The sequence below is a fragment of the Ochrobactrum sp. S1502_03 genome (assembly GCF_044435015.1).
GTDB classification, from domain to species: domain Bacteria; phylum Pseudomonadota; class Alphaproteobacteria; order Rhizobiales; family Rhizobiaceae; genus Brucella; species Brucella chromiisoli.
Map to the genome: position 1 here is coordinate 1 of NZ_JAYEXN010000039.1, position 23,614 is coordinate 23,614.

A 23,614-nucleotide genomic window follows, 5' to 3' on the forward strand; every position below is an offset into this window, starting at 1 on the left:
CGATTGAAATCGAAGGTCATGTTACCCTTTAAATAAGGGGTCCCGTTTGGATGCCGATAACCCCTCAAATGGGGTCCTTATTCCATGCTTAATGACAGTCAAACCCTCAGAATGATCGCACCCGTGCTTTTTTAAGGACGTATCTCGCACATTCGACGCTGCTTTGATCTAACCCAGACAATAGCATTCGAGCATAATCCCCACCGGAGCGCGGCGGGGATTATGCTCTAAAATCAGTGTTTTTATCGCTTTCATTTGCAAATGTGCCACCAAATGAATAACCGTCTTTGATCAGGGGATTTAGAGGTGGATAATCTAGCTAAATGCGTAAGAAGCAATTTCGTATAAGAAGCTCGTTCTGCGGCACAGGCCTTATCATTGGAGCGTTATTTTTTGCTGCTTCCCTGACACCGAGCCTCATACCCCGTAATTATGTCTTTCAGGGCATTCTGGCTGGCGTGGCGTTTGGTTCGGGCTATGGTATCGGCGTGTTGCTGCGATGGTTGTGGTTATATTTAGAGCTACCCACCCTGAATGCGCAGGCATTAAAATATGCAAAAGCAATAACAGCTGTCATTTGCTTAAGCATCATGCTTGTGGCCTTGTATCAAACGGCAAGCTGGCAAAACTCCATCCGCAGCGTTACGAATATGGAGCCTGTAGAAAGCGGTTATCCGTTCAGTGTCAGCGCACTTGCACTTGTAAGCTTTGGCGTTTTGCTTCTTCTGGCGCGCGGGATGATCGTTCTGGGCCGGATCATAATCAACACACTCAATCGTTATCTTCCGCGCAGGGTTTCCATTATCATCGGCTCAGCAATGACGTTTGCGCTTATCTTTACCATCGCAAATGGCGTCTTGGTGGAATATGCGTTCCGTGTTCTGGACAGTTCTTTTCAAAGATTTGACGCTCTGGTCGAACCGGACCGGCCGCAGCCCCTCATCGCAGAGCGCGCTGGCAACCCTCAATCAAAGCTTGATTGGCGAAAATTGGGTCGTGCCGGACGAGAATTTGTTGCTTCAGGGCCGACCGCATCCGAAATCAGTCATTTTAACAAGCGAACCGCTCTTGAACCTATAAGGCTTTACGCTGGTTTGCAGATTGCCGACACGCCCGAAGAACGAGCGGAATTGCTGCTGAGTGAATTAATTCGGACAGGTGCTTTTGATCGGGCTGTGCTTGTTGTTATCACACCGACCGGCACAGGATGGGTGGACCCATCTGCGATTGATGGACTGGAGTTTTTGTTTGATGGCAATGTCGCGAGCGTTGCATTGCAATATTCTTATTTAAACAGCCCGCTTTCACTGATATTTCAGCCCGAAAAGGGACTTGCGTCGTCGCAGGCACTTTTCCGTGCCGTTTATGATCACTGGAAAAAGCTTCCGGTTGATCAGCGTCCGGAGCTCTATCTTCATGGACTGAGCCTTGGTGCTTTCAATTCCCAGCGGTCTATAACTTTCTTTGATATTCTGGGGGATCCAATCAATGGTGCAGTCTGGAGTGGCCCACCATTCCCGAGTGAAAAATGGCGCTCGCTGACCAAAAATCGCGATGCTGGCTCCACCGAATGGTTGCCTGTTTTTCAAAATGGACGGTTCGTGCGCTTCATGAACCAGAATGGCACGCCTGAAGGCAATACAGCGCAGTGGGGCAATACGCGTTTCGTGTATTTACAATATGCCAGCGATGCGATCGTATTTTTTGATAAAAGCCTCGCCTACCGGGAAGCCGACTGGATGAAATCGCCAAGAGGCCCGGATGTCTCCCCGATGCTGGGTTGGTATCCGGTTGTAAGCATGTTGCAATTGCTCATCGACATGCCCTTAGCGGACACAGTGCCGATAGGTTATGGACACGTTTACGCGCCCGATCACTATTTAAATGCGTGGTTGAATGCGACGGGAATAGACAGCTGGAAAGCTGAAGACATTGAGGCGCTTAAAAAACATCTCAACAGCAGAGCGCTGCGTGAAGACGGTTATGAGCATCGCGGCGGCTAAAGTGCCCTATCCCGTATTCGAAACACGATCTGCGGGAAAACACTCGCAGATCATCAATCCATTGTCAGTTGGGAACGCACTGAATCACCGCAGTATTTCAGCTTCCTGTCTATACGTCCTTTATAGCTTTTACGGCTTTGGACGAGGCGACTTTGGCGCCTGGTTCTGTAGCCGCTGATATCTGCCCGTTTTCGCCTGTGAACACCTTCAGTCGCATCGAATGAAGTCTGTTTTGCTCACTTAAACACCCTCACACATGGGTTCATTCTGTATACGCATGAACCCATGTCGGTTTTGCACAACTGCGACAGCAAGAAACATGGGCTTGAGCAGTTGGGCGCTTGACTCCTGTCGGGAGCAACTTCTTATATATCAGAAGTTCGTGCGGGGCGGCGATCACCGATATTTCTCTTTGAAATTTGGTCGGTACTGGCGTCCTGTATGGAACAGGTTTTCAATTGAATGGCGGGCAGCAGCACGTCATTCAGCTAGGAATGAAATATGCAGCGCGTTTTTGACGGACATAATGATGTCCTTCTGCGTCTTTGGGAAAACCAGCGTAACGGTGGTGACCCGATCAAAGAATTTATCCACGGCACAAAGGTTGGTCACATAGACCTGCCCCGCTCACGCAAAGGCGGTTTGGCTGGCGGTATCTGCGCGATTTATATCCCATCCGGCCACCATATCGAACTCGGCAAACCCGACGAAAATGGCCACTACGTAACGCCGCTATCGCCGCCGCTTCAACGTGCCCCTTCCCTTGACATTGCGCTGGAGTTTGCTTCGCTGGCACTGCGCCTTGAACAAGCGGGTGGCTGGAAGCTCTGCCGCAACGGGAAAGATTTGGACGAAGCGCTCGCGGGTGACACATTTGCCGCCGTTCTTCATATGGAAGGCTGTGAGGCCATTGATGCCGACCTGGCGGCGCTTGATGTGTTCTATGCAGCCGGCTTGCGCTCACTTGGCCCGGTCTGGAGCCGCAACAATATTTTCGCACATGGCGTACCGTTTGCATTCCCAATGAGCCCGGACACCGGTCCCGGCCTGACTGAAGCTGGTGAGCGTCTGGTTAAAGAATGCAATCGCAAGGGCATTCTGATCGACCTTGCTCATATCACCGAAAAAGGTTTCTGGGATGTGGCGAAGCTGAGTGACCAGCCTTTGATCGCAAGCCATTCCAACGCCCATGCTCTGACGCCGGTTGCGCGCAATATCACAGACCGCCAGATGGATGCGATCCGCGAGCGCAAAGGTATTGCAGGCCTCAATTATGCAACCACCATGCTGGGCAACGATGGCAAAGAAGACGCCAACATGCCGCTTTCCAATATGGTGCGCCACATCGACTATATGGTCGAGCGTATGGGTATTGATTGTGTAGCACTTGGCTCCGATTTCGACGGTGCAACGATTCCAGCCGAAATCGGTGATGCAGCAGGACAACAGAACCTCGTTATTGCCTTGCAAACGGCGGGCTACAATGACGAAGAACTGACAAAGCTCTGCCGTGGCAACTGGATACGCGTTTTAAAACAGGCATGGCACGAAGCCGCCTGAGCGAAAACAGAAATATAGAAAGGGAACTAAAATGAAGAATCTCGGACGTTTTCGTCTTCTCGCAGCAGGTGCTGCCCTTGCAGCGGTCATGGCTGCAAATCCGGCATTGTCGGCAACGCCTGCCGATACGCTCGTTCAGGCATGGGCCATCGATGACACCATTACGCTTGACCCGGCTGAATCCTTCGAGCTGTCGCCTGCGGAATTCATCGGTAATGCCTATGACATGCTGGTGCGTCTCGACATTAACGACACTTCTAAGGTTGTTCCCGGTGTTGCTGAAAGCTGGACCATTTCGGATGACGGCCTCACCTACACATTCAAGATGAAGCCAGGCATCAAGTTTGCTTCCGGAAACCCGCTGACTGCAAAAGACGTGGCTTACACTTTTGAGCGCGCTGTGCGCCTCGACAAAAGCCCGGCTTTCATTCTCACACAATTCGGTCTCAATGGCGAAAACGTCATTGAAAATGCCAAGGCTGTCGATGACGCGACATTCGTTCTGAAAGTGGACAAGGCTTATGCACCAAGCTTCGTGCTGAACTGCCTGACCGCGACCATCGGCGCAATTGTCGACCAGAAGCTGCTTGAAGAGCATTCGGTCAAGGTTACGCCAACCGATGATTACAAATATGACACCGACTATGGCGCTGCATGGCTCAAAACCGGCTATGCCGGTTCTGGCCCGTTCAAAATCCGTGACTGGCGCGCCAATGAAGTCGTCGTTCTCGAACGCAACGAGAATTATTATGGCGAAAAGGCCAAGCTCGCCCGCGTCTTCTATCGTCATGTCAAGGAAAGCGCCACGCAGCGCCTGATGCTTGAATCGGGTGACGTCGATGTCGCACGTAACCTCGAACCGGGTGATCTCGAAGCCGTTCAAAAGAACAAGGATCTGGCCGTTGCCAGCGCTCCAAAGGGCACTGTCTATTATATCAGCCTCAACCAGAAGAACCCCGAACTGGCAAAGCCGGAAGTGCGAGAAGCTTTCAAATATCTGGTTGATTACGATGCAATCGGCTCGACCCTTATCAAGGGTATTGGTGAGATCCGTCAGACTTATCAGGCAAAGGGTGTTCTCGGCGCACTTGACGCAAGCCCGTACAAACTGGATGTCGAAAAAGCCAAGGAACTGCTTGCAAAAGCGGGTCTGAAAGACGGTCTGTCGGTGACCTTCGACGTGCGTAACACGCAGCCAGTGACCGGCATTGCCGAATCTTTCCAGCAGTCTGCCGCAAAAGCCGGTGTGAAGATCGACATCATTCCGGGTGATGGCAAGCAGACACTGACCAAGTATCGTGCACGTAATCATGATCTTTATATCGGGCAGTGGGGCATGGATTACTGGGATCCGAATTCGAATGCTGAAGCATTCACATCAAATCCTGACAATAGCGACGATGCTTCCACCAAGACACTCGCATGGCGCAATGCCTGGGCAATTCCGGAACTGACCAAGCAGACACAGGCCGCATTGCTTGAACGCGACAATGACAAGCGTGCGGACGAGTACAAGAAGCTTCAGGAAGAAGCTCTTAAAGAAAGCCCGTTTGTGTTGGTGTTCCAGCAGATCGAAGTTGCAGGTCTTCGCGGCGACGTGAAGGGCTACAAGCTCGGACCAACATTCGATTCGAACTTCCTCGCACCAGTCAGCAAAGACTGATCTGAAGAACGGTCAGACAATTGAATACAACAACACCTGTAAAGAAAAAGAGGGGCGCCCGACGGCGCTCCTCTTCCATCGCTATGGCGATTGCCAGTTTTCTGGCGATCGTGATAACCACCTATCTCGGCCTGCTGGCCGTCACCTTCTTCATCGGCCGCGTTGTGCCGATTGACCCTGTACTGGCCATTGTTGGCGACCGTGCTCCCGCCCATGTGGTTGAGCGCGTGCGTCAGGAAATGGGCTTCAACCTGCCCTATTACCAGCAGTTCTTCCTTTATGTGAAAGGCGTCCTGCAAGGCGATTTCGGCACGTCCGTTCTGACCACCAATCCGGTCATGACCGATATTCGCCGCGTGTTCCCTGCGACGATGGAACTTGCAACCATCGGCACGATTATCGGTGCTTTGTTCGGCATTCCGCTTGGCGTTCTGGCAGCCGTCAAGCGCGGCAGCATCATTGACCAGATTGTGCGTGTGATTGGCCTTGTTGGTTATTCCGTACCAATCTTCTGGCTTGGCATGCTGGCCCTTCTGATCTTCTATGCACGCCTCGGCTGGACCTCCGGCCCCGGTCGCATCGACATTACATTTGAATATACATTCACGCCGATTACCGGCTTTTATGTGATTGATGCGATCATTCAACGCGACTGGGAAGCCCTGCGCAACATCGTCTCGCACCTTGTTTTGCCGTCGGCTCTGCTCGGTTACTTCTCACTCGCTTATATCAGCCGCATGACACGTTCTTTCATGCTCAACGAACTTGAGCAGGAATATATCGTGGCGGCACGTGCAAAGGGCATTTCGGAAACCCGGATCATCTGGGGTCATGCACTTCGCAATGCGGCGGTGCCGCTTGTGACCGTGATTGCACTGTCCTACGCAGGTCTTCTTGAAGGCTCGGTTCTCACCGAGACGATCTTCTCATGGCCGGGTCTTGGTCTTTACATCACCAACTCCCTGCAAAATGCTGACATGAATGCCGTTCTCGGTGGCACAATCATCATCGGATCGGTCTTCATCGCGCTCAATCTTGTCTCCGATCTTCTTTATCGGCTTCTCGACCCAAGGACGCGCGCACGATGAGCCAAATGACACAAACATCCAATCTTTCGTGGCGCGACTGGCTGCTCTCCGAGCGCCCACAATCGCGTATGCAAGCGCGCCTCGGCCGCTCCTATATGATCTGGCGTCGCTTTACCGCCAACAAGCTGGCCGTCCTTGGCCTGCTAATCATCATCGCGCTGCTGCTGGTTGCAGCTTTCGCGAATGTGCTGGCACCGCATTCACCCTATACGGGTGATCTCGCCAATGCCCGCCTGCTCCCTCCGGGAACACCGGGTTACTGGCTCGGTACCGATGATCAGGGCCGCGATATTCTTTCGCGGCTAATTTACGGCTCGCGGCTGACACTCTATGTCGTGCTTCTCGTTGCTATAATCGCAGCGCCAATCGGTCTGCTGGTTGGAACGGTAGCCGGTTATGCTGGTGGCTGGGTCGATGCTGTTCTCATGCGCATTACCGACATTTTCCTTGCCTTCCCAAAGCTCATTCTGGCACTTGCCTTCGTCGCAGCCTTGGGACCGGGCATTGAAAACGCCATTATCGCCATCGCAATAACATCGTGGCCGCCTTATGCACGTATTGCGCGCGCTGAAACGCTGACCATTCGCAACTCGGATTACATCTCTGCTGTGCGACTGATGGGAGCTTCACCATTTCGTATCGTTTTGCGCCATATCATGCCGCTTTGCACATCGTCTTTGATCGTGCGTGTCACGCTTGATATGGCCGGCATCATTCTGACCGCAGCAGGCCTTGGCTTCCTTGGCCTCGGTGCTCAGCCGCCATTGCCTGAATGGGGCGCAATGATTGCTTCAGGTCGCCGTTTCATTCTTGATCAGTGGTGGGTGGCCGCTATGCCGGGTATTGCGATCCTCATCGTCAGCCTTGGTTTCAACTTCCTTGGTGATGGTCTGCGCGATGCGCTCGATCCGCGGGGTAACAACCAATGAAGCCCCTTCTGACAGTTGAAGACCTGTGCGTCACTTTCCCAACCCGAACAGGTGCTATTGAAGCCGTGCGCGGCGTCAGCTTTACGCTTGGCCGTGAGCGTCTCGGGATTGTGGGCGAATCCGGTTCAGGTAAATCCCAAACCGGACGCGCTATCATGGGGCTTACCCCTCAACATGCGCAAATCACCGCCAAAAAACTTGAGTTTGACGGTATCGACCTTCTCAACACATCTGCACGCGAACGCCGCTCCTTGCGTGGTGGACGCATCGCAATGGTGTTGCAGGATCCGAAATATTCGCTCAATCCTGTGATGACCATCGGCAAGCAGATTGCTGAAACACTCAAAGCCCATGGCAAATTTTCGAGGGCGGAAATCCGCTCCCGTTCAATGGCCATGCTTGAAGCCGTGCAGATCCGCGATCCTGAACGCGTGATGAAACTCTATCCGCACGAGGTTTCGGGCGGCATGGGGCAGCGCGTCATGATCGCCATGATGCTGGTTGCAGAACCGGAAATGCTGATTGCTGATGAACCGACATCAGCGCTCGATGTGACGGTGCAGCTTGAAGTGCTTGGCATTCTCGACAAGCTGGTTGCAGAGCGTGGGATGGGGCTGATCTTTGTCAGTCACGATCTGCGCCTTGTCTCATCCTTCTGCGACCGCGTGATCGTGATGTATGCAGGCAAGATCGTTGAGGAAATCGCTGCGAGCGATCTTGCTAATGCAAAACATCCCTATACACAAGGACTACTCAACTGCATGCCGACACTCGGAACAGACCGTCATCCGCTTCCCACATTGCAGCGTGAGGAGGCATGGCGTCTATGAGCACCACTCCAGCACTTCGCGTTGATAAGATCGACGTGTTCTTTGATGAATTCCACGCGCTGAAATCGGTGAGTATCGATGTGGCGCGCGGAGAATCCTACGGCTTGGTGGGCGAATCCGGCTCCGGTAAATCCACACTTCTGCGTGCTGTGGCCGGGCTTGCCCCTGTTGACGACGGTGAAATCCGTATTGATGGAAAGCCGCTCAGAACACCGCGCGACAAGGCATTTTATCGCAATGTCCAGATGGTGTTTCAGGACCCTTACGGCTCACTGCATCCACGCCAGACGGTCGACCGCCTGTTGCTTGAGCCGCTTGCCGTGCACGGCATTGGTGATGCCGAAAAGCGTATCGTGCGCGCGCTTGATGAAGTGGGCTTGGGCTCTGGATTCCGCTTCCGCTATCCGCACCAGCTTTCGGGCGGTCAGCGGCAGCGTATCGCGATTGCACGCGCACTCATCATCGAGCCGAGCATTCTGCTTCTTGATGAGCCAACCTCCGCACTTGATGCATCGGTGCAGGCCGAAGTGCTTAACCTGCTCGAACAGGTGCGCCGCGACCGTAAACTGACCTTTGTTATGGTCAGTCATGATCTTGGCGTTGTCACCCATATGTGTGAACGGCTTGCCGTGATGCGCAACGGTGAAGTGGTCGAGCAGCTTGAAGCTGGCGATCTGGTCAACGGTAATATCCATGCCGATTACACAAAGAACCTGATGACAGCCAGCGAAGGCTTCCGGCGTTAAGGAATAAGGTGACAGAAAAAGCCCCTGCTGCAAGGCTCTTGCAAGTCAGAGGCAACGTCTGCCAATTTGGCGACAAAAACGGTCGCCAAATCCTGCAATAGAGCATTTCCTACTTTGATTGAATGATAGGAAATGCTCCATTCTTCAAGTGTGCTGTGAATTTCATCGACAGCAATATTGCGATCACAATAATCATATTGAAATAGAACCTGTCGTCGGGCAGAGGAAAATAAACAAACTTTCCCAATACTCCGATGGTCATAGCAAACAAGATACCATGAAAACGGGGAAACGTCGCTCTGACCTCAGCTTTGTAAGTGGCCGCCCAAGCAACCAACATCACAACCAGCATCGCCAACCAGGTCTCGCTGTAAAGCGCGAATATCACGCCGCGAATATAGGCTTTTACGAGCAATAACGGCGAAAAATCCGGGTGAAATCCAACCATATTTTTCTGTTGTTCGATACAACTGAAATAGAGGTGCGCCCACCAGCCGGGATGCTCGGCAGCATGTGAAATCATGGCACCCGCAACGGCTGAAGCAACAAAAGCAACAAGCAGAGGGAGTTTGCGCCAACCGAACATCACAGAAGCAATCAACAGAGCGAAGATCATGATGATATTATCGGGCCGGATGGTAAACGACAGCAGCAAAAGAATTGCGGCAACCCAATCCCGTTCTCGCATAAATGCAAATATAGCTGCCAAAGAAATAGCCGCCATAACGACATCGGGAAACACCGCTGCACTCATTGGCCCATAGCCTGCGATGAGAAGCGCGGGACCGATGAACAGCCCAGCTTCAAAGGCATTATAACGCCAGAGCATCACGAGGATTATGAAGCCCAATGCAAGCGCCGCTGCAAGGCTGATCAAGTGTCCACCACGGACTAATCCAGTAAAAGGCTCAATCCACCGCAGCAATTGGACATAGCCTGCTTTAACGCGGTACATGACGAGTTGAGACTTAAAAAATTCAGGGTTTTCCCATTGAGCTCGACGCCAACCATCACTTGACCTCAACTGGCTAAGCTGATCCGATGACGCCGCCGCTTCAATCTGACGCCATGTTTCGGCATGAAGCGCAGTCGCATCGGGATATCGATCCTCAAGCGCAGTCGCAACATATGGGATCATATCCCAATTATTGTCGGGCTTTTCAACTGAATAGATCACGACAACAGCCATAGCAATTATAACGGATAATATGCCGGCTATTCGAAGCAACTGTCGGGATGCATAATCTGATAGGCACTTTGAACCAAGCGAGAGAATCCTGTCGATTATTGGTTTATCAGTATGCACTTGATACAGTCCCCTTAGCGTAGCGTAGCATCGTCCCTTAGCTCAAGCTTATTCCATATTCTTCGCACATACGTCATCTAATAATGAGCTGCTCCACCAACTAATTCATCCAAAGCCAACTTATCGAGAGACGATGCGAAATTATTGACGCGTTGGATTAGAACCATTGATGTTGAATAACTGCCCCATCTGACATGCAGCGCTTTAAATTTCTTCGCTTTTTTCGATAGAGTCGTGCTGTCTGTGGGCAACCGGTCTGACTTGGGGTTTAAACGTTGCGGGCTGCATTTTCGGCTCGCATGCATCGGGGTTAATCTGCCGCTGCCACAAGTCCCACAACGATGAAATTATCAATATCAATAATGCGGCGGCAGGAATAAGCCGCGGAAATGCCCATTCGATCTTAAGATGATTAAAACACTTTAATTCGTTTAAGCATCAATCAACACCCCAGATCATAATATAAGTAAAAACTAATATTATGATCCACCAGAACGCCCATTTCTGATTGTTAGCTTTGTTAATATTAAATCAAACAACACGTATAACTTGACACTTAATTTCCCTATACCGTATCGCTGTGTTTAACAGCGGGGGCATTGATGCAGAACACAGTTGCGAACGTAATTTTGACATCGCGCGACACAATCCAAAACCATATGGAATTGGGCAATGTGACCGGCTCAAAGCTGAAAACTTTCAAAGCACCGCAAAGAAGGATCCGCAGCCGCACCGTGCAAAGGACAGAAAACTGCGCCCTTTCTCAGCACTTTGATGGCCGATACATCGACGAACACAGCGGCTTCGATCGCCAGTTGACCCGCCAAGCCTCACGGCACACGCGAGGCGCGATGCCGATGCAGGGCGCTTATCCCATGTATTCGCACATGCGTTCATTCTGATAGGAAAGCTATCAACTTTATCCTCATAGATAAGCGCAGTTTTGCCTGCGCTCTACATGATTTGATTTAAAACCCGATATGAGAGGGCTCGAGCATGAATGCTCATGGAACATCGAAATTCAGAGGCTACGCGCGCACGTTGGCAGCACGCTGCATTCCGAATGGAGTCTTGAATCGAAGTGCTGCCTTGCGCGGGACGCGTTTTCTTGCCCATGCCGCCAGCCTCGCCAAGTCCGGTAAACAGCGCCCCTTTCAGATGGTCAATGTGGGCGCTTGTGACGGTGTTCTCTTTGACGATGTGACGCCTTGGCTTCACCGGATTCCCCGTTCCAAAGCAGTTCTAGTCGAACCTGTGCCATATAACTTGATCAGACTGCGCAAAAACTATCCCGATACGGAACGGTTTAAAATTGAGCCGATAGCGATTACTCGGGAGCCCGGCACGATCACAGTTAAGACCTTCGATGCCAAAGCGCTAGAAGAAGGCGCATTGCCCATAGAGTTTATAGGTTGTTCTTCTGTCACAGACACGAATCTGATGTCTGGCAAGAATGTATGGGGGCCGGATGATCCGAATTTCCATAAGTTTGAACCTTACTTAAAGGAAATTGTTGTTCCGTCCGACACATTACAGGCTGTTCTGGACCGCAATAACGTTGAATATATCGATGCATTCTTAGTCGACTGCGAAGGGGCAGACTGGATTGTTTTCGAGCAGCTTGACCTGCAACGCTATCGTCCCGGCATGATCAAGGTGGAAGTTGGAGCTCTATCTCCAACGGACATTGGGAATGTTATCGTAAAACTGAAGGCTGCGGGCTACGACGTAGGTATATATTGCGAAGACGTTTGGGCGTTCAGCTAAAAAGGCGATCAGACTTACTGGAATCCAGTGCTTAAAAATCGGCACAGCGCGTTCGGCTTTGGCTTTATCTTTCCGTTTGCGCGAAACGCGTGGACAGATTGGATGTGTACGAAAACGGACCGCGGCACATACAGCGGAATAACCTCCGTCTAGAGCACTTTCCAAAAAAGGGAAACCCACTTTCGGGAAAAATGTGCGTAAAAGCAAGCAGATAGAGCATTTCCTGTCTCAGGTGAAACAGGAAATGCTCTCAATGAATAACTTTAGGACAGGTTTGACACATCGTATTGGCATTTTAGGCGATTATCACATTGTATGATGTGGCGCCAAAGGTGCGCGCTCCCGCGCGTATAGCACCACCAATTTTTGTTAGAACGTGTTTCGATCTGTTGGAATTAGACCGGCACTCTAATCATTTGTTTTAACGTACCTCTTGCCCGAAAACCGTTTCACACTTTTCGGGATGCGCTCTAAAAGATGCGGGCCGAGGTAAGCAGAAAGGTTGCAGGCGCAAGGTGCAGCCCCGCAACAACACAACGCACTATGCGTATTGCCGATTGAATTTTCCACAATTACAGGCACAATACCGCTGAAATTTTGGGGAGGGCAAATTGTTAGAAAATGCGCTGCTTTATGATGCGCAAGGCCAGCCGCTGCTGAGCGGAAAACTAAATGCTTCCCGGGACTGGGCAGAGGTCAATGCCTTCTGCCATCGCGTTTATATGCCACTTGTAGCGCGCCCCCTCATCGACGGTGCCGACCCAAATGCCACTTTGCGTACATTATCGATCGGCCGGATCATTTTGAGCCGGTTCTGCTTTGGAGTGCCCACCAAAGCGGATGAATTCGACCCTTCCTCGGGCAACATTATCGTGGTCAACACCATGCGTGGAAGTGTGCGTCATCCATTGACGAACGGCATCAGCGTCGACACCAGCCCCGGTGACAGCTATGTTGTGGATTGCAGTCGCACGGACTACTGGAACGTGGCGGACGGTCACGATCTTCAGTTCAACCTGACGATACCCCATAAGCTCATGGAGGAAACAGCGCAGCGTTGGTACGGCTTCGTCCCGGAAGATGACCTTTGGAAGAAACGTTTGGTTTTCGGCCACCGCCAATCTGCCTGGCTTTCCCTTCTCAACTACGCAACCCTTTCGGTCGACGCCCGGAATGACGGTATTTCCAGCCCCTTGATCGAAAAGCGGATCGAGGAAACCCTTTGTCTGGAGTTACTGCGTGGCTGGGCGGAAAGTGCCGGGCTCAATCTTGAGACCGGAGCGCGCGGTGCAGCCCCCCGATATGTGCGCGAGGCGGAACGTCTCATGAAAGAACGGGCGCATGAGGGACCCTCCGTAGCAGCGATTGCTGAACAGGTCGGCATTTCGGCCCGGAGCCTTTCCGAAGGGTTTCGGCGGTTTCGTGGCGTCACCCCGCATGACTATCTCACGGCCTGCCGTCTTGATGGTCTTCGCAAGGCGCTCGAAGAGGCAACGCCCGGGCAAACCGTGTCTGCAATTGCAGCGGAAAGAGGATATGTAAACCTCACCGCGATGACTGCGTCCTATCATCAGCGTTTCGGCGAAACGCCCTACCAGACACTGCGCAGCCGAACAGGGCGCGTGTGACAACCCTCGCCACAAGGTCCTCATGCTGAGGTGAATTTTGACTGGATACGCGTTGTTCAATCCATTTCGGCAGGTGATCAAATGGTGTAGGCTGATTTCTTCTGATTTGGAGTACTGGCTTCCTGAATGGACCAACCATCAGTCTTCGTCCATCCGCGGTCGTTGTCTACATTGCATGCAAGCGCCGACGGCGCCTCACTATCCGGACAGGAGTCAGGTTTGTGTGATCTTTGCAAAAATATGCTGAGGGGTATGCCCCCGAGGGAGGATATGATGAAAGCGTTGGTTTATCACGGACCAGGTAAAAAAGACTGGGTCGAAAAGCCCAAGCCGACCGTTCAGGAAGCAACGGATGTCATCGTGAGAATTACGAAGACGACGATCTGCGGCAGCGATCTGCATATTCTGAAGGGCGATGTGCCAAGCGTCGCCGAAGGACGGACGCTCGGCCATGAGGGCGTTGGCATTGTTGAAGAGGTTGGCGGTGCGGTTCGCAACTTCCGCCGGGGCGATGCGGTGCTGATCTCGTGCATCACATCCTGCGGTTCCTGCCCAAACTGCAAACGACAGCTTTACTCCCATTGTGATGATGGCGGCTGGCAGCTCGGCAATACGATCGACGGCACACAGGCCGAATTTGTCCGCATTCGGCATGGCGACAACTCGCTCTATCCGATCCCGCAAGGTGCAGATGAAGAAGCATTGGTGATGCTTTCGGACATCTTGCCAACAGGGCTTGAAATCGGCGTGCAGGCGGGCGGTGTGAAGCCCGGTGATACGATCGCCATCGTAGGCGCAGGGCCAGTCGGCATGTCTGCACTCCTGACGGCGCAATTCTATTCACCCGGTAAGATCGTGATGATCGATATGGACCCGGCGCGTCTGGCTCTTGCGCGTCAGTTCGGCGCCACCGACACCATTCAGGTCGGTGAAGAAGACGCAGCCTCCCGGATCATGGAAATGACCGACGGACAGGGCGTCGATGTGGCGATTGAAGCCGTCGGTGTTCCCGCGACATTCGACATCTGCCAGAAGATCGTTTCGGCTGGCGGCAATATCGCGAATGTCGGCGTTCACGGGAAGCCAGTCGAGCTTCGCATTGAAGATCTCTGGATCAAGAACATAAAAATCTCGATGGGGTTGGTGAACACCAACACAACACCGATGCTGCTGAAGACCGTCAAGGCTGGTAAATTCGATCCGAAAAAACTCATCACGCACCGTTTCCGACTTGATCAGATTCTGGACGCTTACGAAGTGTTCGGCAATGCTGCGCGCGAAAAGGCAATGAAAGTCATTCTCGCCGCCTGAAAACAGCAGAGAAACGGACACGAGACGCTGCGCTCTTGAAATCCGACCCGGCAAATGCCGGGTCGGGCAATAACAAAGCCTATAAAGCGAGCGGGCTCTTTCGCGAAAAATTCATTCGAACATGCTTCACTCTCAGAAGACTGGGGTCCCAGAGAGCCGGTACTCTAAAGCATTTCCAGCAAAAGTGCGAAGCGGTTTTGTGTTGGATAATGCATGAAAACAAATAGATAGGGCATTTCCGATGATTCGATCAAAACAGGAAATGCTCTAAGCAGCGCATGATTCAACAATTAGTATCATTTTGAAACCGGCGTTTCTGCGAGCCGGATATTTGCCGTGAGTTCAGATCTCACTTGCGCAGTTCAGCTTCAATCTCATCGAGCGTTTTATCTTTGCCAATACCGGTTAAGAAAGGAAGCCCCTTTATGACAGGTTTGGTAACGGACGCAGAAATGGGGGTTGTGGAAACGATAAAGTCCACATTATCAGCAAGGGACGGCACTTCCGTGGCTTTTGCCTGTTGAGCATTGAAGGTCAAACCGCGTTTTTTCATCTCTTCAGTGACAGCAGCATTGACTGCGGTTGATGTCGCAACACCGGTTCCGCACGCGAAGAGAATTGTTTTCATTTTAGCCATGTTTTCCTCCATATGACTTTTGCAGCCAACAAAATGTGCAGTCTTTATTGTAATGCGGTTGTAATGTCTTCAAAGCTGCATGCTGCTTTGAGCCTGTCGAGGGCATCAGCATCCTGAATGGTTGCCATGATCTGCTGCAAGGTCTCAATCTGTTGGTCCTTGTCATTGATGGCGAGCAGAAAGACATATCCGACCGGAACTGTCTCTTCCGGATCTTCCATATTGGCAAATGCAATCGGCATTTTGAGCGTTGCAAATGCAACACCGGCCTTGATCACATGTTCCGGGTCAGTATGCGGCACCGCAACATTGTCATCACGCTCAAGCGGCAATCCGGTTGGCATCGATAATTCACGGCTTACAACTGCATCTGCGTAGCTGGGCTTTACATAGCCCAATTTTTCCAGCTTGCCTGCCAGAATGCGGATGATCTCTTCATTGGTTTTTGCGTCACTCTGAAGCTCGATTGCGTGTGGATTGAGATAATCAATCAGACCAGCAGCCATTCCATTCTCCATTTGGAAACGACCGCACGCCTGCTTCGACGTGCGGCTTTGATTATATTGCAAAATTGGCAGCCGAGGTCAGGCGGCCTTTTCTTCTGCGGGTTCGTCTTCGGCACCCGCCGCACGTTCCCATGCGAGTGTGTTGCGACGATAGAGCATGAACAGCACTGCAATCACAACCGCAATCACTGCGACGCCAAGCGTACCGCCAAGCCAGCTGATTGTTTTGATGATAATGTCTGGAACCCACAGGAACCCATCGACCACGGACGTAATCTGCAAGGCATTTTCTGGCAACTTGAAGCCTGACGAGACTGCCGCACTGGTAAAGAGGGGCGCGAGCGCATTGGCAACATAGAAGCCGATGGTCAAAGTCACGGTCCCCACCACAACCATGCGGAACACATTGCCTTTCAGAAGCGGAGCCGTCATTGCAACGATAAACGGAATAACCGCAAGATCGGCGAACAGGATCACGCGATTGCCCGGCAGAATGACCGAAAGGATGATCGCAATCGGCACCAGAATGAGCGCCGACGAAATTGCTGCCGGATGCCCGATCAGGATGGCCGAATCGAGGCCGACGAGAAGTTCGCGGTCGCCTGTCCGCTTACGCACAAATTCCTGTGCAGCATCGGAAACCGGCAACAAGCCTTCCATCAGGATTTTGACCATGCGAGGCAAAAGCAACATCACCGCTGCCAGCGTCATACCCGTGCCCAGAACCTTGGCAAGCACCGTGCCAAAATCACCCGCATTATAAAATGCTATTGTGCCAAGCACGAGACCGATGACCAGCCCCATAACAACGGGCTCACCAAACACACCAAAGCGGCGTTCAATGGTTTCGGTGTTGATGTTGATTTTATTAATGCCGGGAATGCGGTCCATGATCCAGTTGAGCACAATAGCAATCGGCAAGATCTGCGCAGAAGCCAAATGCGGCACAGACACACCCGGAATGCCGTAGAACTGTTGCACCGCGCGTGCCGACCAATCGGCAAACAACAAGGACAAGGCCGCAACAAGTGCTGCAACAATAATGCCATAAGCGATGTTATCCGTTGCAGCGACAACCAATGAGCCTACGAAAGCAAAGTGCCAGAAATTCCAGACATCGACATTGAGCGTGCGCGTCCAACGCATCAGCAACAGGGCGATGTTGACCAGAATTCCAACTGGAATAACCCACAAGCCCACCGATGAACCAAAGGCAATGGCCGCAGCGGACGGCCAGCCCACATCGACGATATCACGCTTGATGCCAGTGTTGGTGACAATTGCCTGGGCCACTTCACCGATAGAGGTGAACATCAGGCCCAGAACCAGATTAATACCGATGAAAGCGACACCGATGGTTATGGCAGCGCGGAAGGCTTTACCGACTTTCGCGCCCAGTACCACCGCAATAATGAAGATGACGATAGGCAACAGAACCGTTGCCCCAAGCGTATCGACCGCCGTTTTTAGTCCGCTCAGAAATGCGTCCATTTAATTCTCCTCCCGCCGGAACACTCCCAAAGTGCGCCGAGCTACCAGAACGCCATTATTAGCTTGCACGTATCGGCGTTTCAAAATCTGAATTGCGCGAAACAGCAGAACTTTTGTATTCTATAACAAACTAAAGTCTAATAACAAGCTGCCATTAACGTTCGCGTGCCGACGCGTCATTGTGAACACTGGTATTGACTTAAAAACAAATGTTCATTAATTGATTATGCATCAGAGGAGACTGCGAGAATTTTGCAGAGACGTTCAGGAGGAAACGATGGCAACCAATGTGGCGTTGACAGGTTTGGCGCGTGATATGCAGGCGCGGGCGGATAGTGGCCGACCAATCCGCATCGGACTGATTGGCTCCGGTGAAATGGGGACGGATATTGTCACGCGCGTCGCACATATGCCTGGCATTGAAGTGGGTGCTATCTCCGAACTGCGTATTCCCAATGCGCTGAAAGCCGTCGATATTGCCTTTCAGGAAGAAGGCCACGGTGGCGAAGTTTCGACCGCTTCCGATCTGACTGCTGCGATGGAAGCGCATAAAGTTGCTGTAACCGACAATGCCAATCTGATCCTCGAAAATGATCTTATTGATGTTGTGATCGACGCCACGGGCGTTCCGGCCGTTGGTGCCGAGATCGGCCTGCGTGCCATGGAGCATGGCAAGCATCTGGTTATGATGAATGTTGAAGCAGATGTGACCATCGGTGCTTATTTGAAAGCAGAAGCCGAGCGCCTTGGCGTCACCTATTCGCTTGGCGCGGGCGACGAGCCGTCATCCTGCATGGAGCTGATTGAGTTCGTGTCCGCGATGGGCCATCCGATTGTGGCTGCGGGCAAAGGCAAAAACAATCCGCTCAACATCGATGCCGTGCCCGACCAATATATGGAAGAAGCCACGCGCCGTAATATGAATGTGCGTATGCTGGTGGAATTCGTCGATGGTTCAAAAACCATGGTCGAAATGGCTGCCATTGCTAACGCCACAGGACTTGTCCCGGATAAAGCCGGTATGCATGGGCCTGCCGCAACGCTCGACCAGCTCAACAAAACGCTGATCCCCGAAAAGGATGGCGGGGTGCTGTCCAAGGTCGGCGTGGTTGACTATTCGATCGGTAAAGGCGTTGCTCCGGGCGTCTTTGTCGTCGCCGACATGTCGCATCCGCGTATTTCCGAGCGTATGGAAGATCTGAAGATGGGCAAGGGTCCATATTTCACCTTTCACCGCCCCTATCATTTGACGTCTCTCGAAGTGCCGCTGACTTGCGCGCGCGTTGTTCTTTACGGCAAGCCGGACATGGTTCCGCTGTCAAAGCCGGTCGCAGAAGTGGCGGCGGTCGCAAAGAAAGACATGCAGCCAGGCGAAAAACTCGATGCCATTGGCGAATATTGCTATCGCGCATGGATCATGACTTCGAGCGAAGCACGCAGTGCACATGCGATCCCATGCGGACTTCTACAAGGTGGCAGCGTGACCAAGCCGATCAAGAAGGGCGAGCTTATCACTTACGACAATGCGGCCGTGGCTCCGGGTTCCAAGATTGCCGAACTGCGCGCGCGTCAAGACAAGCTCGTTTACGGAGCGTGAGGACAAAACATTATGGTTCAAGCCAAAAAAGTCGAACCGCAGGATACGGGCGACCGTCATAACTTGCCTTATGCATTTCGCACCTATTCGCCGGAACAGCTCAAAGAAGCACTGCATAAAATGTATCTGATCCGCCGTTTTGAAGAAGGGGCGGAAGAAAGCTACACGCGCGGTCTCATTCACGGAACGATGCATCTTTCCATCGGGCAGGAAGCGAGTGCGGTTGCGTCCTGTCTGCCGCTCAATGATGATGACATGATCACATCGACCCATCGCGGACACGGCCATTGCATCGCCAAGGGTGCTGACGTGAAGCGTATGTTTGCCGAATTTTTCGGCAAGGAAACAGGCTATTGCAAAGGCCGTGGCGGCTCAATGCACATTGCCGACGTTTCCAAGGGAAATCTCGGCGCAAACGGTATTGTCGGTGGTGGCATTCCAATTGCGGTGGGCGCTGCGCTTTCTGCCAAGAAGCAGAAAAATGGCAAGGTTGTCGTGTCGTTCTTCGGTGACGGCGCTAACAATGAAGGCGCTTTTCACGAAGCGCTCAATATGGCTGCGGTCTGGAAGCTGCCCGTTGTTTTCATTTGTGAAAACAATGGCTACGGCATGTCCACCTCGACAAAACGTTCGACCGCTGTTGCCAATGTAGCGGACCGCGCCTCGGCCTATAACATGCCCGGCGTGATCGTGGATGGCAATAATCTGTCGGAAGTGGCAGAGGCAGTCAACGAAGCGAGCGAACGCGCACGGCGCGGCGAAGGGCCGACGCTCATTGAAAACAAAACATACCGTATTCGTGGGCATTCCAAGAGCGATCGCAACCGCTATCGCACCAAGGAAGAAATCGAGCATTGGCAGAATGATCGCGATCCAATCGCGCATTTTGAGGCTGATTTGAAAGCCTATGGCTTCATCAATGATGCCGAGATCGAGGACATCCGCGCTCAGGTGGAGAAGGAAATCGCTGAGGCGATTGAGTTCGCCAAGAACAGCCCGGCACCTGATCTGACCAACCTGACCCGCGACGTTTATACGGATGATATTTAAACATGGACACAACAATCCGTGAGTTGAGCTATTCGCAAGCCATCCAGGAAGCAATGGCAATTGCCATGGAACGCGACGAGCGCGTCTTCCTGATGGGTGAAGATATTGGCGTCTATGGCGGCGCATTTCAGGTGACTGGTGATCTGGTGCATCGCTTTGGCGAAGACCGTGTCATGGATACGCCTATTTCCGAACTGGGCGGTGCAGGTGTCGCGGTCGGTGCAGCACTGACCGGTATGCGTCCGATTTTTGAGTTCCAGTTTTCTGACTTTGCAGCACTGGCGATGGAACAGATCGTCAATCAGGCTGCAAAAATCCGCTATATGCTTGGTGGTGCAGTTTCGGTGCCGCTGGTTATGCGGTTTCCGGCAGGGTCGGGAACGGGTGCTGCGGCACAGCACAGCCAGAGCCTTGAAGCATGGCTTGGCCATGTGCCGGGGCTCAAAGTCTTACAGCCTTCAACGCCTTATGATGCCAAGGGCATGTTGCTTGCGGCCGTCGAAGACCCCGATCCGGTTATGATTTTTGAGCACAAGCTGCTCTACAAGACCAAAGGTCCGGTTCCAGAAGGTTTTTACACCGTGCCAATTGGCAAGGCAGAGGTGGTCCGTGAAGGCCGTGATCTTACCATTGTCGCAACGGCAATCATGGTACACAAAGCCCTTGATGCCGCTGCTGAGCTTGCCAAGGAAGGCATTGATGTTGAAGTGATCGATCTGCGCACAGTGCGTCCGATTGATCGCGAAACCATTATTAAAAGCGTCAAAAAAACGTCAAAACTTCTCTGCGTTTATGAAGCGGTCAAGACGCTTGGTATTGGTGCTGAAATCTCTGCTATTGTAGCGGAGAGTGATGCCTTCGACTATCTTGATGCGCCAATCGTGCGTCTTGGCGGGGCCGAAACGCCAATTCCTTATAATCCCGACCTTGAACGCGCGACCGTTCCACAGGTGCCTGATATCCTGAAAAGCGCTCGTGATCTGGCTAAAGGAGTGCGCTGACCATGGCTGTGGAAGTCATTCTCCCCAAGGTCGATATGGATATGGAGACGGGGCAGATTTCGCGGTGGTATGCCAAAGATGGTGATACGGTCACGAAAGGTCAGCTTCTCTTTGAAATCGAGACCGACAAGGCCGCAATGGAAGTCGATGCACCAGCATCGGGCATCCTTGCAGATATCAGCGCTGCGGAAGGAACGGTTGTTCCTGTCGGGCAGGCAGTTGCATGGATTTATGCCGAAGGCGAAGAGCGTCATGCCAAATCAGCGCCCGTCGCTCAAGAAACGATTGTTGCGGCACCCATAGAAACAGCCATTGCGCCAGCCGCTCTGGAAAAGGTTGAACCTGCATCTTCGCACGATGATCAAACGGGGGCAGCCAATGATGTGCGGGCAACGCCGCTTGCCCGTCGGCTGGCGCGGGAGGCAGGCATTGATCTCTCGTCTGTTCAGGGTTCAGGACCGAAGGGCCGCGTGCAGAAGAAGGATGTTGAAGGCAATATCAGCGTCGCAAAGATGCCAAGTGCTGCTGTCGCTGCGAAACCTGCTTCAAGAAACAATGCAGAGCCTGCCACTGCGGGACAGCTCAATGTCGTCTGGTTGCGCGAGGGAGAAGCTGGCCGTTTGCCAGTTGTTCTGATCCACGGCTTTGCCGCTGATCTTAATTCATGGCGTGGATTGTTTGCTGGCGCATCGCTTGGCCATCCGATCCTCGCTCTTGATCTTCCGGGACATGGCAATTCACCACGGGTCGTTCCTGAAAGCATTGACGACATTGCAGCAAGCGTGGAGGCAACGCTCGCAGCATTGGGCGTAACATCCTGCTTGCTGGTTGGGCATTCGCTGGGTGGTGCGGTCGCGACTGTCACCGCTTCACGCGGTGTTATCGATGTGCGTTCTTTGCTGCTCATCTCGTCGGGTGGTTTGGGGCCGCAAGTCAATGCTGCGTTTATCAACGGTCTTATCGGCGCGAAAAGCGAAGCCAGCATCGTTCCCTGGCTGAAGCTTCTCGTTGCCGATGAGAGCCATCTGACGAAGCCGTTCATCAATGCGACCATCGCTCAGGCGGCGGATGCAGAACTGCGCGAAACGCAGGGCGCCATTGGTGCGCGGTTCTTCGCAGATGGCACACAGACCTTTGACGTTCGCTCAAGCATTGCTACGCTTGCAATGCCGGTGCGGCTTATTTTTGGTGCGCAAGACCGGGTGATACCCGTCGCCCATGCGCATGGTCTGCCGGGAAAAGTGGGCGTCCACATTTTCGCAGGCTGTGGGCATATGCCACAAATCGAAGAGCGGGCTGCGGTGCTGCAAATTTTCAAAGAATGCGCAGCCGCTGCCAATTAGAGCGTGTTTCAAGCTGATTGGATCAGATCGGCACTCTAATCGTACAAAAGCACATCGTTTGGCGACGATGTGCTTTTTTGTTTTTAATCAGACTGCGCTTTGTCTTTGAGCATCTGCGCAGCGCTTTCCTCATCTGTGATGAGGACTGTCGGTTTGAGAAGCTTGACTGCGCCAAGCAGCGCTGCGATTTTCTCCTTGCCGCCCGATGTCAGAATCCGTTGCGGCGTCTTCTGAAGGCTCTCGATTTTCGCCGACATGACACGGTCATGCACAGGATCATCAACGATCTTGCCGTTTCTGTCGTAGAAATGGAACAGCACGTCACCGACGGCGCCATTTTCAATGAGCGATAGTTTCTGCTGCTCATCAATCAGGCCCACACGATATGATGTGCTGCTGGCTGTCTGAATGTCACCGACACTGAGCAGGACCATGTCGAGGTCCTCGGCCATATCCAGCACAGTATTCAACCCGCAGCGCTCAATAAGTGCAGTTCGGGTTTCCCTGCTATCAACAAGCGCCGGGGCAGGAATGAGATAACCCTCGCCCTGAAAAATCTGTGCAAACTGCCACGCAAATTCCGGTGGGTTTGACCGCCGTGGCTGTACGATGCCACCAAGCAGAGAAATGACCTTCAAGTCATTGAGCGGGCGTGCACCGATATGCTGCAGGGTGCTGGAAAGGGTACGCCCCCAGCCCACGCCAATCGTCATGCCGTGCTGCACTTTTTCCGAAAGATAGGCACCGGTTGCCGCGCTGATTGGTGGAATCGGGTCAATGTCCGACGAAGAAAGCGGCGCGACAATGGCGCGCTCAAGACCAAAGGTCTTTTCAAGCTCAACTTCCAGAGATGTCAGACTTGCCAGCTTGCCCTCAATGGTAATTTTTACTTCATTGCGCGCACGGGCATCAGCAAGAAGGCGGACGATTGTCACACGACCGACACCGAGCGCTTCCGCAATGTCATTCTGCGTCATTTGTTCAACGTAATACATCCACGCAGCGCGTGTTCTCAATCGGCTTGTACGGTTTTCGGCCGCAACCCCTTCAGACCCAACGATAAGGTCTGCCGCTTCCGGTTTTTCTTTGGTCTTCCTGGCGGCCTTTTTCAAAACTATCCCTCAAATTAATGGTGCAATACAGCGTTATCGAACTGGT

General features: G+C 52.5%; 20 protein-coding genes. 15 read left to right on the forward strand and 5 right to left on the reverse strand.

Features of this window, described 5'->3' with window-relative positions; all coding sequences use genetic code 11:
• Nucleotides 1-323 precede the first annotated feature (323 nt).
• From VBH83_RS16900 to VBH83_RS16930, 7 genes are all read left to right on the forward strand, one after another.
• Nucleotides 324-2,003 carry an alpha/beta hydrolase gene (locus VBH83_RS16900; protein WP_396998737.1) on the forward strand — a complete coding sequence of 560 codons (1,680 nt, stop codon included), beginning with the start codon at nucleotides 324-326 and terminating at the stop codon, nucleotides 2,001-2,003.
• Between the two features lie 501 nt (nucleotides 2,004-2,504).
• Nucleotides 2,505-3,563 carry a dipeptidase gene (locus VBH83_RS16905; protein WP_265985872.1) on the forward strand — a complete coding sequence of 353 codons (1,059 nt, stop codon included), beginning with the start codon at nucleotides 2,505-2,507 and terminating at the stop codon, nucleotides 3,561-3,563.
• Nucleotides 3,564-3,594: 31 nt separating this feature from the next.
• Complete coding sequence (locus VBH83_RS16910) at nucleotides 3,595-5,226, forward strand: ABC transporter substrate-binding protein (RefSeq protein WP_265985873.1); 1,632 nt, start codon at nucleotides 3,595-3,597, stop codon at nucleotides 5,224-5,226.
• Between the two features lie 83 nt (nucleotides 5,227-5,309).
• Nucleotides 5,310-6,314, forward strand: a complete 1,005-nt coding sequence (locus VBH83_RS16915; protein ID WP_265986004.1) for an ABC transporter permease — start codon at nucleotides 5,310-5,312, stop codon at nucleotides 6,312-6,314.
• The gene (nikC, locus tag VBH83_RS16920) at nucleotides 6,311-7,243 is read left to right on the forward strand and encodes a nickel transporter permease (protein WP_265985874.1); all 933 of its coding nucleotides are present in this window, start codon (nucleotides 6,311-6,313) and stop codon (nucleotides 7,241-7,243) included. Before VBH83_RS16915 ends, nikC begins: the two co-directional genes overlap by 4 nt.
• Complete coding sequence (locus tag VBH83_RS16925; RefSeq protein WP_396998740.1) at nucleotides 7,240-8,073, forward strand: ABC transporter ATP-binding protein; 834 nt, start codon at nucleotides 7,240-7,242, stop codon at nucleotides 8,071-8,073. The genes nikC and VBH83_RS16925 overlap by 4 nt, the downstream gene beginning before the upstream one ends.
• Complete coding sequence (locus tag VBH83_RS16930) at nucleotides 8,070-8,819, forward strand: ABC transporter ATP-binding protein (protein WP_265985876.1); 750 nt, start codon at nucleotides 8,070-8,072, stop codon at nucleotides 8,817-8,819. The genes VBH83_RS16925 and VBH83_RS16930 overlap by 4 nt, the downstream gene beginning before the upstream one ends.
• A 109-nt stretch (nucleotides 8,820-8,928) precedes the next feature.
• On the opposite strand, the gene VBH83_RS16935 is transcribed toward VBH83_RS16930, so the two are convergent.
• The gene (locus VBH83_RS16935; RefSeq protein ID WP_265985877.1) at nucleotides 8,929-9,996 is read right to left on the reverse strand and encodes a hypothetical protein; all 1,068 of its coding nucleotides are present in this window, start codon (nucleotides 9,994-9,996) and stop codon (nucleotides 8,929-8,931) included.
• A 731-nt stretch (nucleotides 9,997-10,727) separates the two neighbouring features.
• Here VBH83_RS16935 and VBH83_RS16940 point away from each other — a divergent pair.
• The 4 genes from VBH83_RS16940 (at nucleotide 10,728) to VBH83_RS16955 (ending at nucleotide 14,831) form a co-directional block, all read left to right on the forward strand.
• The gene (locus VBH83_RS16940; RefSeq protein ID WP_265985878.1) at nucleotides 10,728-11,027 is read left to right on the forward strand and encodes a hypothetical protein; all 300 of its coding nucleotides are present in this window, start codon (nucleotides 10,728-10,730) and stop codon (nucleotides 11,025-11,027) included.
• Between the two features lie 94 nt (nucleotides 11,028-11,121).
• Complete coding sequence (locus VBH83_RS16945) at nucleotides 11,122-11,892, forward strand: FkbM family methyltransferase (RefSeq protein WP_265985879.1); 771 nt, start codon at nucleotides 11,122-11,124, stop codon at nucleotides 11,890-11,892.
• Between the two features lie 611 nt (nucleotides 11,893-12,503).
• Nucleotides 12,504-13,520, forward strand: a complete 1,017-nt coding sequence (locus VBH83_RS16950; protein ID WP_265985880.1) for a helix-turn-helix domain-containing protein — start codon at nucleotides 12,504-12,506, stop codon at nucleotides 13,518-13,520.
• A 273-nt stretch (nucleotides 13,521-13,793) separates the two neighbouring features.
• Nucleotides 13,794-14,831, forward strand: a complete 1,038-nt coding sequence (locus VBH83_RS16955; RefSeq protein WP_265986006.1) for a zinc-dependent alcohol dehydrogenase family protein — start codon at nucleotides 13,794-13,796, stop codon at nucleotides 14,829-14,831.
• A gap of 349 nt (nucleotides 14,832-15,180) precedes the next feature.
• On the opposite strand, the gene VBH83_RS16960 is transcribed toward VBH83_RS16955, so the two are convergent.
• The 3 genes from VBH83_RS16960 to VBH83_RS16970 all read right to left on the reverse strand — a co-directional run bounded on the left by VBH83_RS16960 (nucleotide 15,181) and on the right by VBH83_RS16970 (nucleotide 17,465).
• The gene (locus tag VBH83_RS16960; protein WP_265985882.1) at nucleotides 15,181-15,468 is read right to left on the reverse strand and encodes a PTS sugar transporter subunit IIB; all 288 of its coding nucleotides are present in this window, start codon (nucleotides 15,466-15,468) and stop codon (nucleotides 15,181-15,183) included.
• Nucleotides 15,469-15,512: 44 nt separating this feature from the next.
• Complete coding sequence (locus VBH83_RS16965) at nucleotides 15,513-15,974, reverse strand: PTS sugar transporter subunit IIA (protein ID WP_265985883.1); 462 nt, start codon at nucleotides 15,972-15,974, stop codon at nucleotides 15,513-15,515.
• A gap of 78 nt (nucleotides 15,975-16,052) precedes the next feature.
• Entirely contained in the window at nucleotides 16,053-17,465 is a 1,413-nt protein-coding gene (locus VBH83_RS16970; RefSeq protein ID WP_265985884.1) for a PTS galactitol transporter subunit IIC, read from the reverse strand.
• A gap of 277 nt (nucleotides 17,466-17,742) precedes the next feature.
• On the opposite strand from VBH83_RS16970, the gene VBH83_RS16975 reads away from it, so the two are divergent.
• Genes VBH83_RS16975 through VBH83_RS16990 form a run of 4 tightly spaced genes read left to right on the forward strand, consistent with a single transcriptional unit; the run spans nucleotide 17,743 to nucleotide 22,456 of the window.
• Entirely contained in the window at nucleotides 17,743-19,062 is a 1,320-nt protein-coding gene (locus tag VBH83_RS16975) for an NAD(P)H-dependent oxidoreductase (RefSeq protein ID WP_265985885.1), read from the forward strand.
• Nucleotides 19,063-19,074: 12 nt separating this feature from the next.
• Nucleotides 19,075-20,112: a thiamine pyrophosphate-dependent dehydrogenase E1 component subunit alpha gene (locus tag VBH83_RS16980; RefSeq protein WP_265985886.1), complete on the forward strand. Its 1,038-nt coding sequence runs from the start codon at nucleotides 19,075-19,077 to the stop codon at nucleotides 20,110-20,112.
• A gap of 2 nt (nucleotides 20,113-20,114) precedes the next feature.
• Complete coding sequence (locus VBH83_RS16985; protein WP_396998745.1) at nucleotides 20,115-21,113, forward strand: alpha-ketoacid dehydrogenase subunit beta; 999 nt, start codon at nucleotides 20,115-20,117, stop codon at nucleotides 21,111-21,113.
• 2 nt (nucleotides 21,114-21,115) lie between these two features.
• Nucleotides 21,116-22,456, forward strand: coding sequence for an acetoin dehydrogenase dihydrolipoyllysine-residue acetyltransferase subunit (locus VBH83_RS16990; RefSeq protein WP_265985889.1), 1,341 nt, complete (start codon nucleotides 21,116-21,118; stop codon nucleotides 22,454-22,456).
• An 83-nt stretch (nucleotides 22,457-22,539) separates the two neighbouring features.
• Here VBH83_RS16990 and VBH83_RS16995 read toward each other — a convergent pair whose 3' ends face one another.
• Nucleotides 22,540-23,568: a sugar-binding transcriptional regulator gene (locus VBH83_RS16995; RefSeq protein ID WP_265985893.1), complete on the reverse strand. Its 1,029-nt coding sequence runs from the start codon at nucleotides 23,566-23,568 to the stop codon at nucleotides 22,540-22,542.
• Between the last annotated feature and the right edge of the window lie 46 nt (nucleotides 23,569-23,614).

What these genes read in the sequence shown, in the direction of transcription:
- VBH83_RS16970 (WP_265985884.1), bottom strand. Translation starts at nt 17,465, where the DNA reads ATGGACGCATTTCTGAGCGGACTAAAAACGGCGGTCGATACGCTTGGG.
- VBH83_RS16975 (WP_265985885.1), top strand. Translation starts at nt 17,743, where the DNA reads ATGGCAACCAATGTGGCGTTGACAGGTTTGGCGCGTGATATGCAGGCG.
- VBH83_RS16925 (WP_396998740.1), top strand. Translation starts at nt 7,240, where the DNA reads ATGAAGCCCCTTCTGACAGTTGAAGACCTGTGCGTCACTTTCCCAACC.
- VBH83_RS16910 (WP_265985873.1), top strand. Translation starts at nt 3,595, where the DNA reads ATGAAGAATCTCGGACGTTTTCGTCTTCTCGCAGCAGGTGCTGCCCTT.
- VBH83_RS16915 (WP_265986004.1), top strand. Translation starts at nt 5,310, where the DNA reads ATGGCGATTGCCAGTTTTCTGGCGATCGTGATAACCACCTATCTCGGC.
- VBH83_RS16900 (WP_396998737.1), top strand. Translation starts at nt 324, where the DNA reads ATGCGTAAGAAGCAATTTCGTATAAGAAGCTCGTTCTGCGGCACAGGC.
- VBH83_RS16985 (WP_396998745.1), top strand. Translation starts at nt 20,115, where the DNA reads ATGGACACAACAATCCGTGAGTTGAGCTATTCGCAAGCCATCCAGGAA.
- VBH83_RS16980 (WP_265985886.1), top strand. Translation starts at nt 19,075, where the DNA reads ATGGTTCAAGCCAAAAAAGTCGAACCGCAGGATACGGGCGACCGTCAT.
- VBH83_RS16930 (WP_265985876.1), top strand. Translation starts at nt 8,070, where the DNA reads ATGAGCACCACTCCAGCACTTCGCGTTGATAAGATCGACGTGTTCTTT.
- VBH83_RS16905 (WP_265985872.1), top strand. Translation starts at nt 2,505, where the DNA reads ATGCAGCGCGTTTTTGACGGACATAATGATGTCCTTCTGCGTCTTTGG.
- VBH83_RS16960 (WP_265985882.1), bottom strand. Translation starts at nt 15,468, where the DNA reads ATGGCTAAAATGAAAACAATTCTCTTCGCGTGCGGAACCGGTGTTGCG.
- VBH83_RS16965 (WP_265985883.1), bottom strand. Translation starts at nt 15,974, where the DNA reads ATGGCTGCTGGTCTGATTGATTATCTCAATCCACACGCAATCGAGCTT.
- VBH83_RS16955 (WP_265986006.1), top strand. Translation starts at nt 13,794, where the DNA reads ATGAAAGCGTTGGTTTATCACGGACCAGGTAAAAAAGACTGGGTCGAA.
- VBH83_RS16990 (WP_265985889.1), top strand. Translation starts at nt 21,116, where the DNA reads ATGGCTGTGGAAGTCATTCTCCCCAAGGTCGATATGGATATGGAGACG.
- nikC (WP_265985874.1), top strand. Translation starts at nt 6,311, where the DNA reads ATGAGCCAAATGACACAAACATCCAATCTTTCGTGGCGCGACTGGCTG.
- VBH83_RS16945 (WP_265985879.1), top strand. Translation starts at nt 11,122, where the DNA reads ATGAATGCTCATGGAACATCGAAATTCAGAGGCTACGCGCGCACGTTG.
- VBH83_RS16940 (WP_265985878.1), top strand. Translation starts at nt 10,728, where the DNA reads ATGCAGAACACAGTTGCGAACGTAATTTTGACATCGCGCGACACAATC.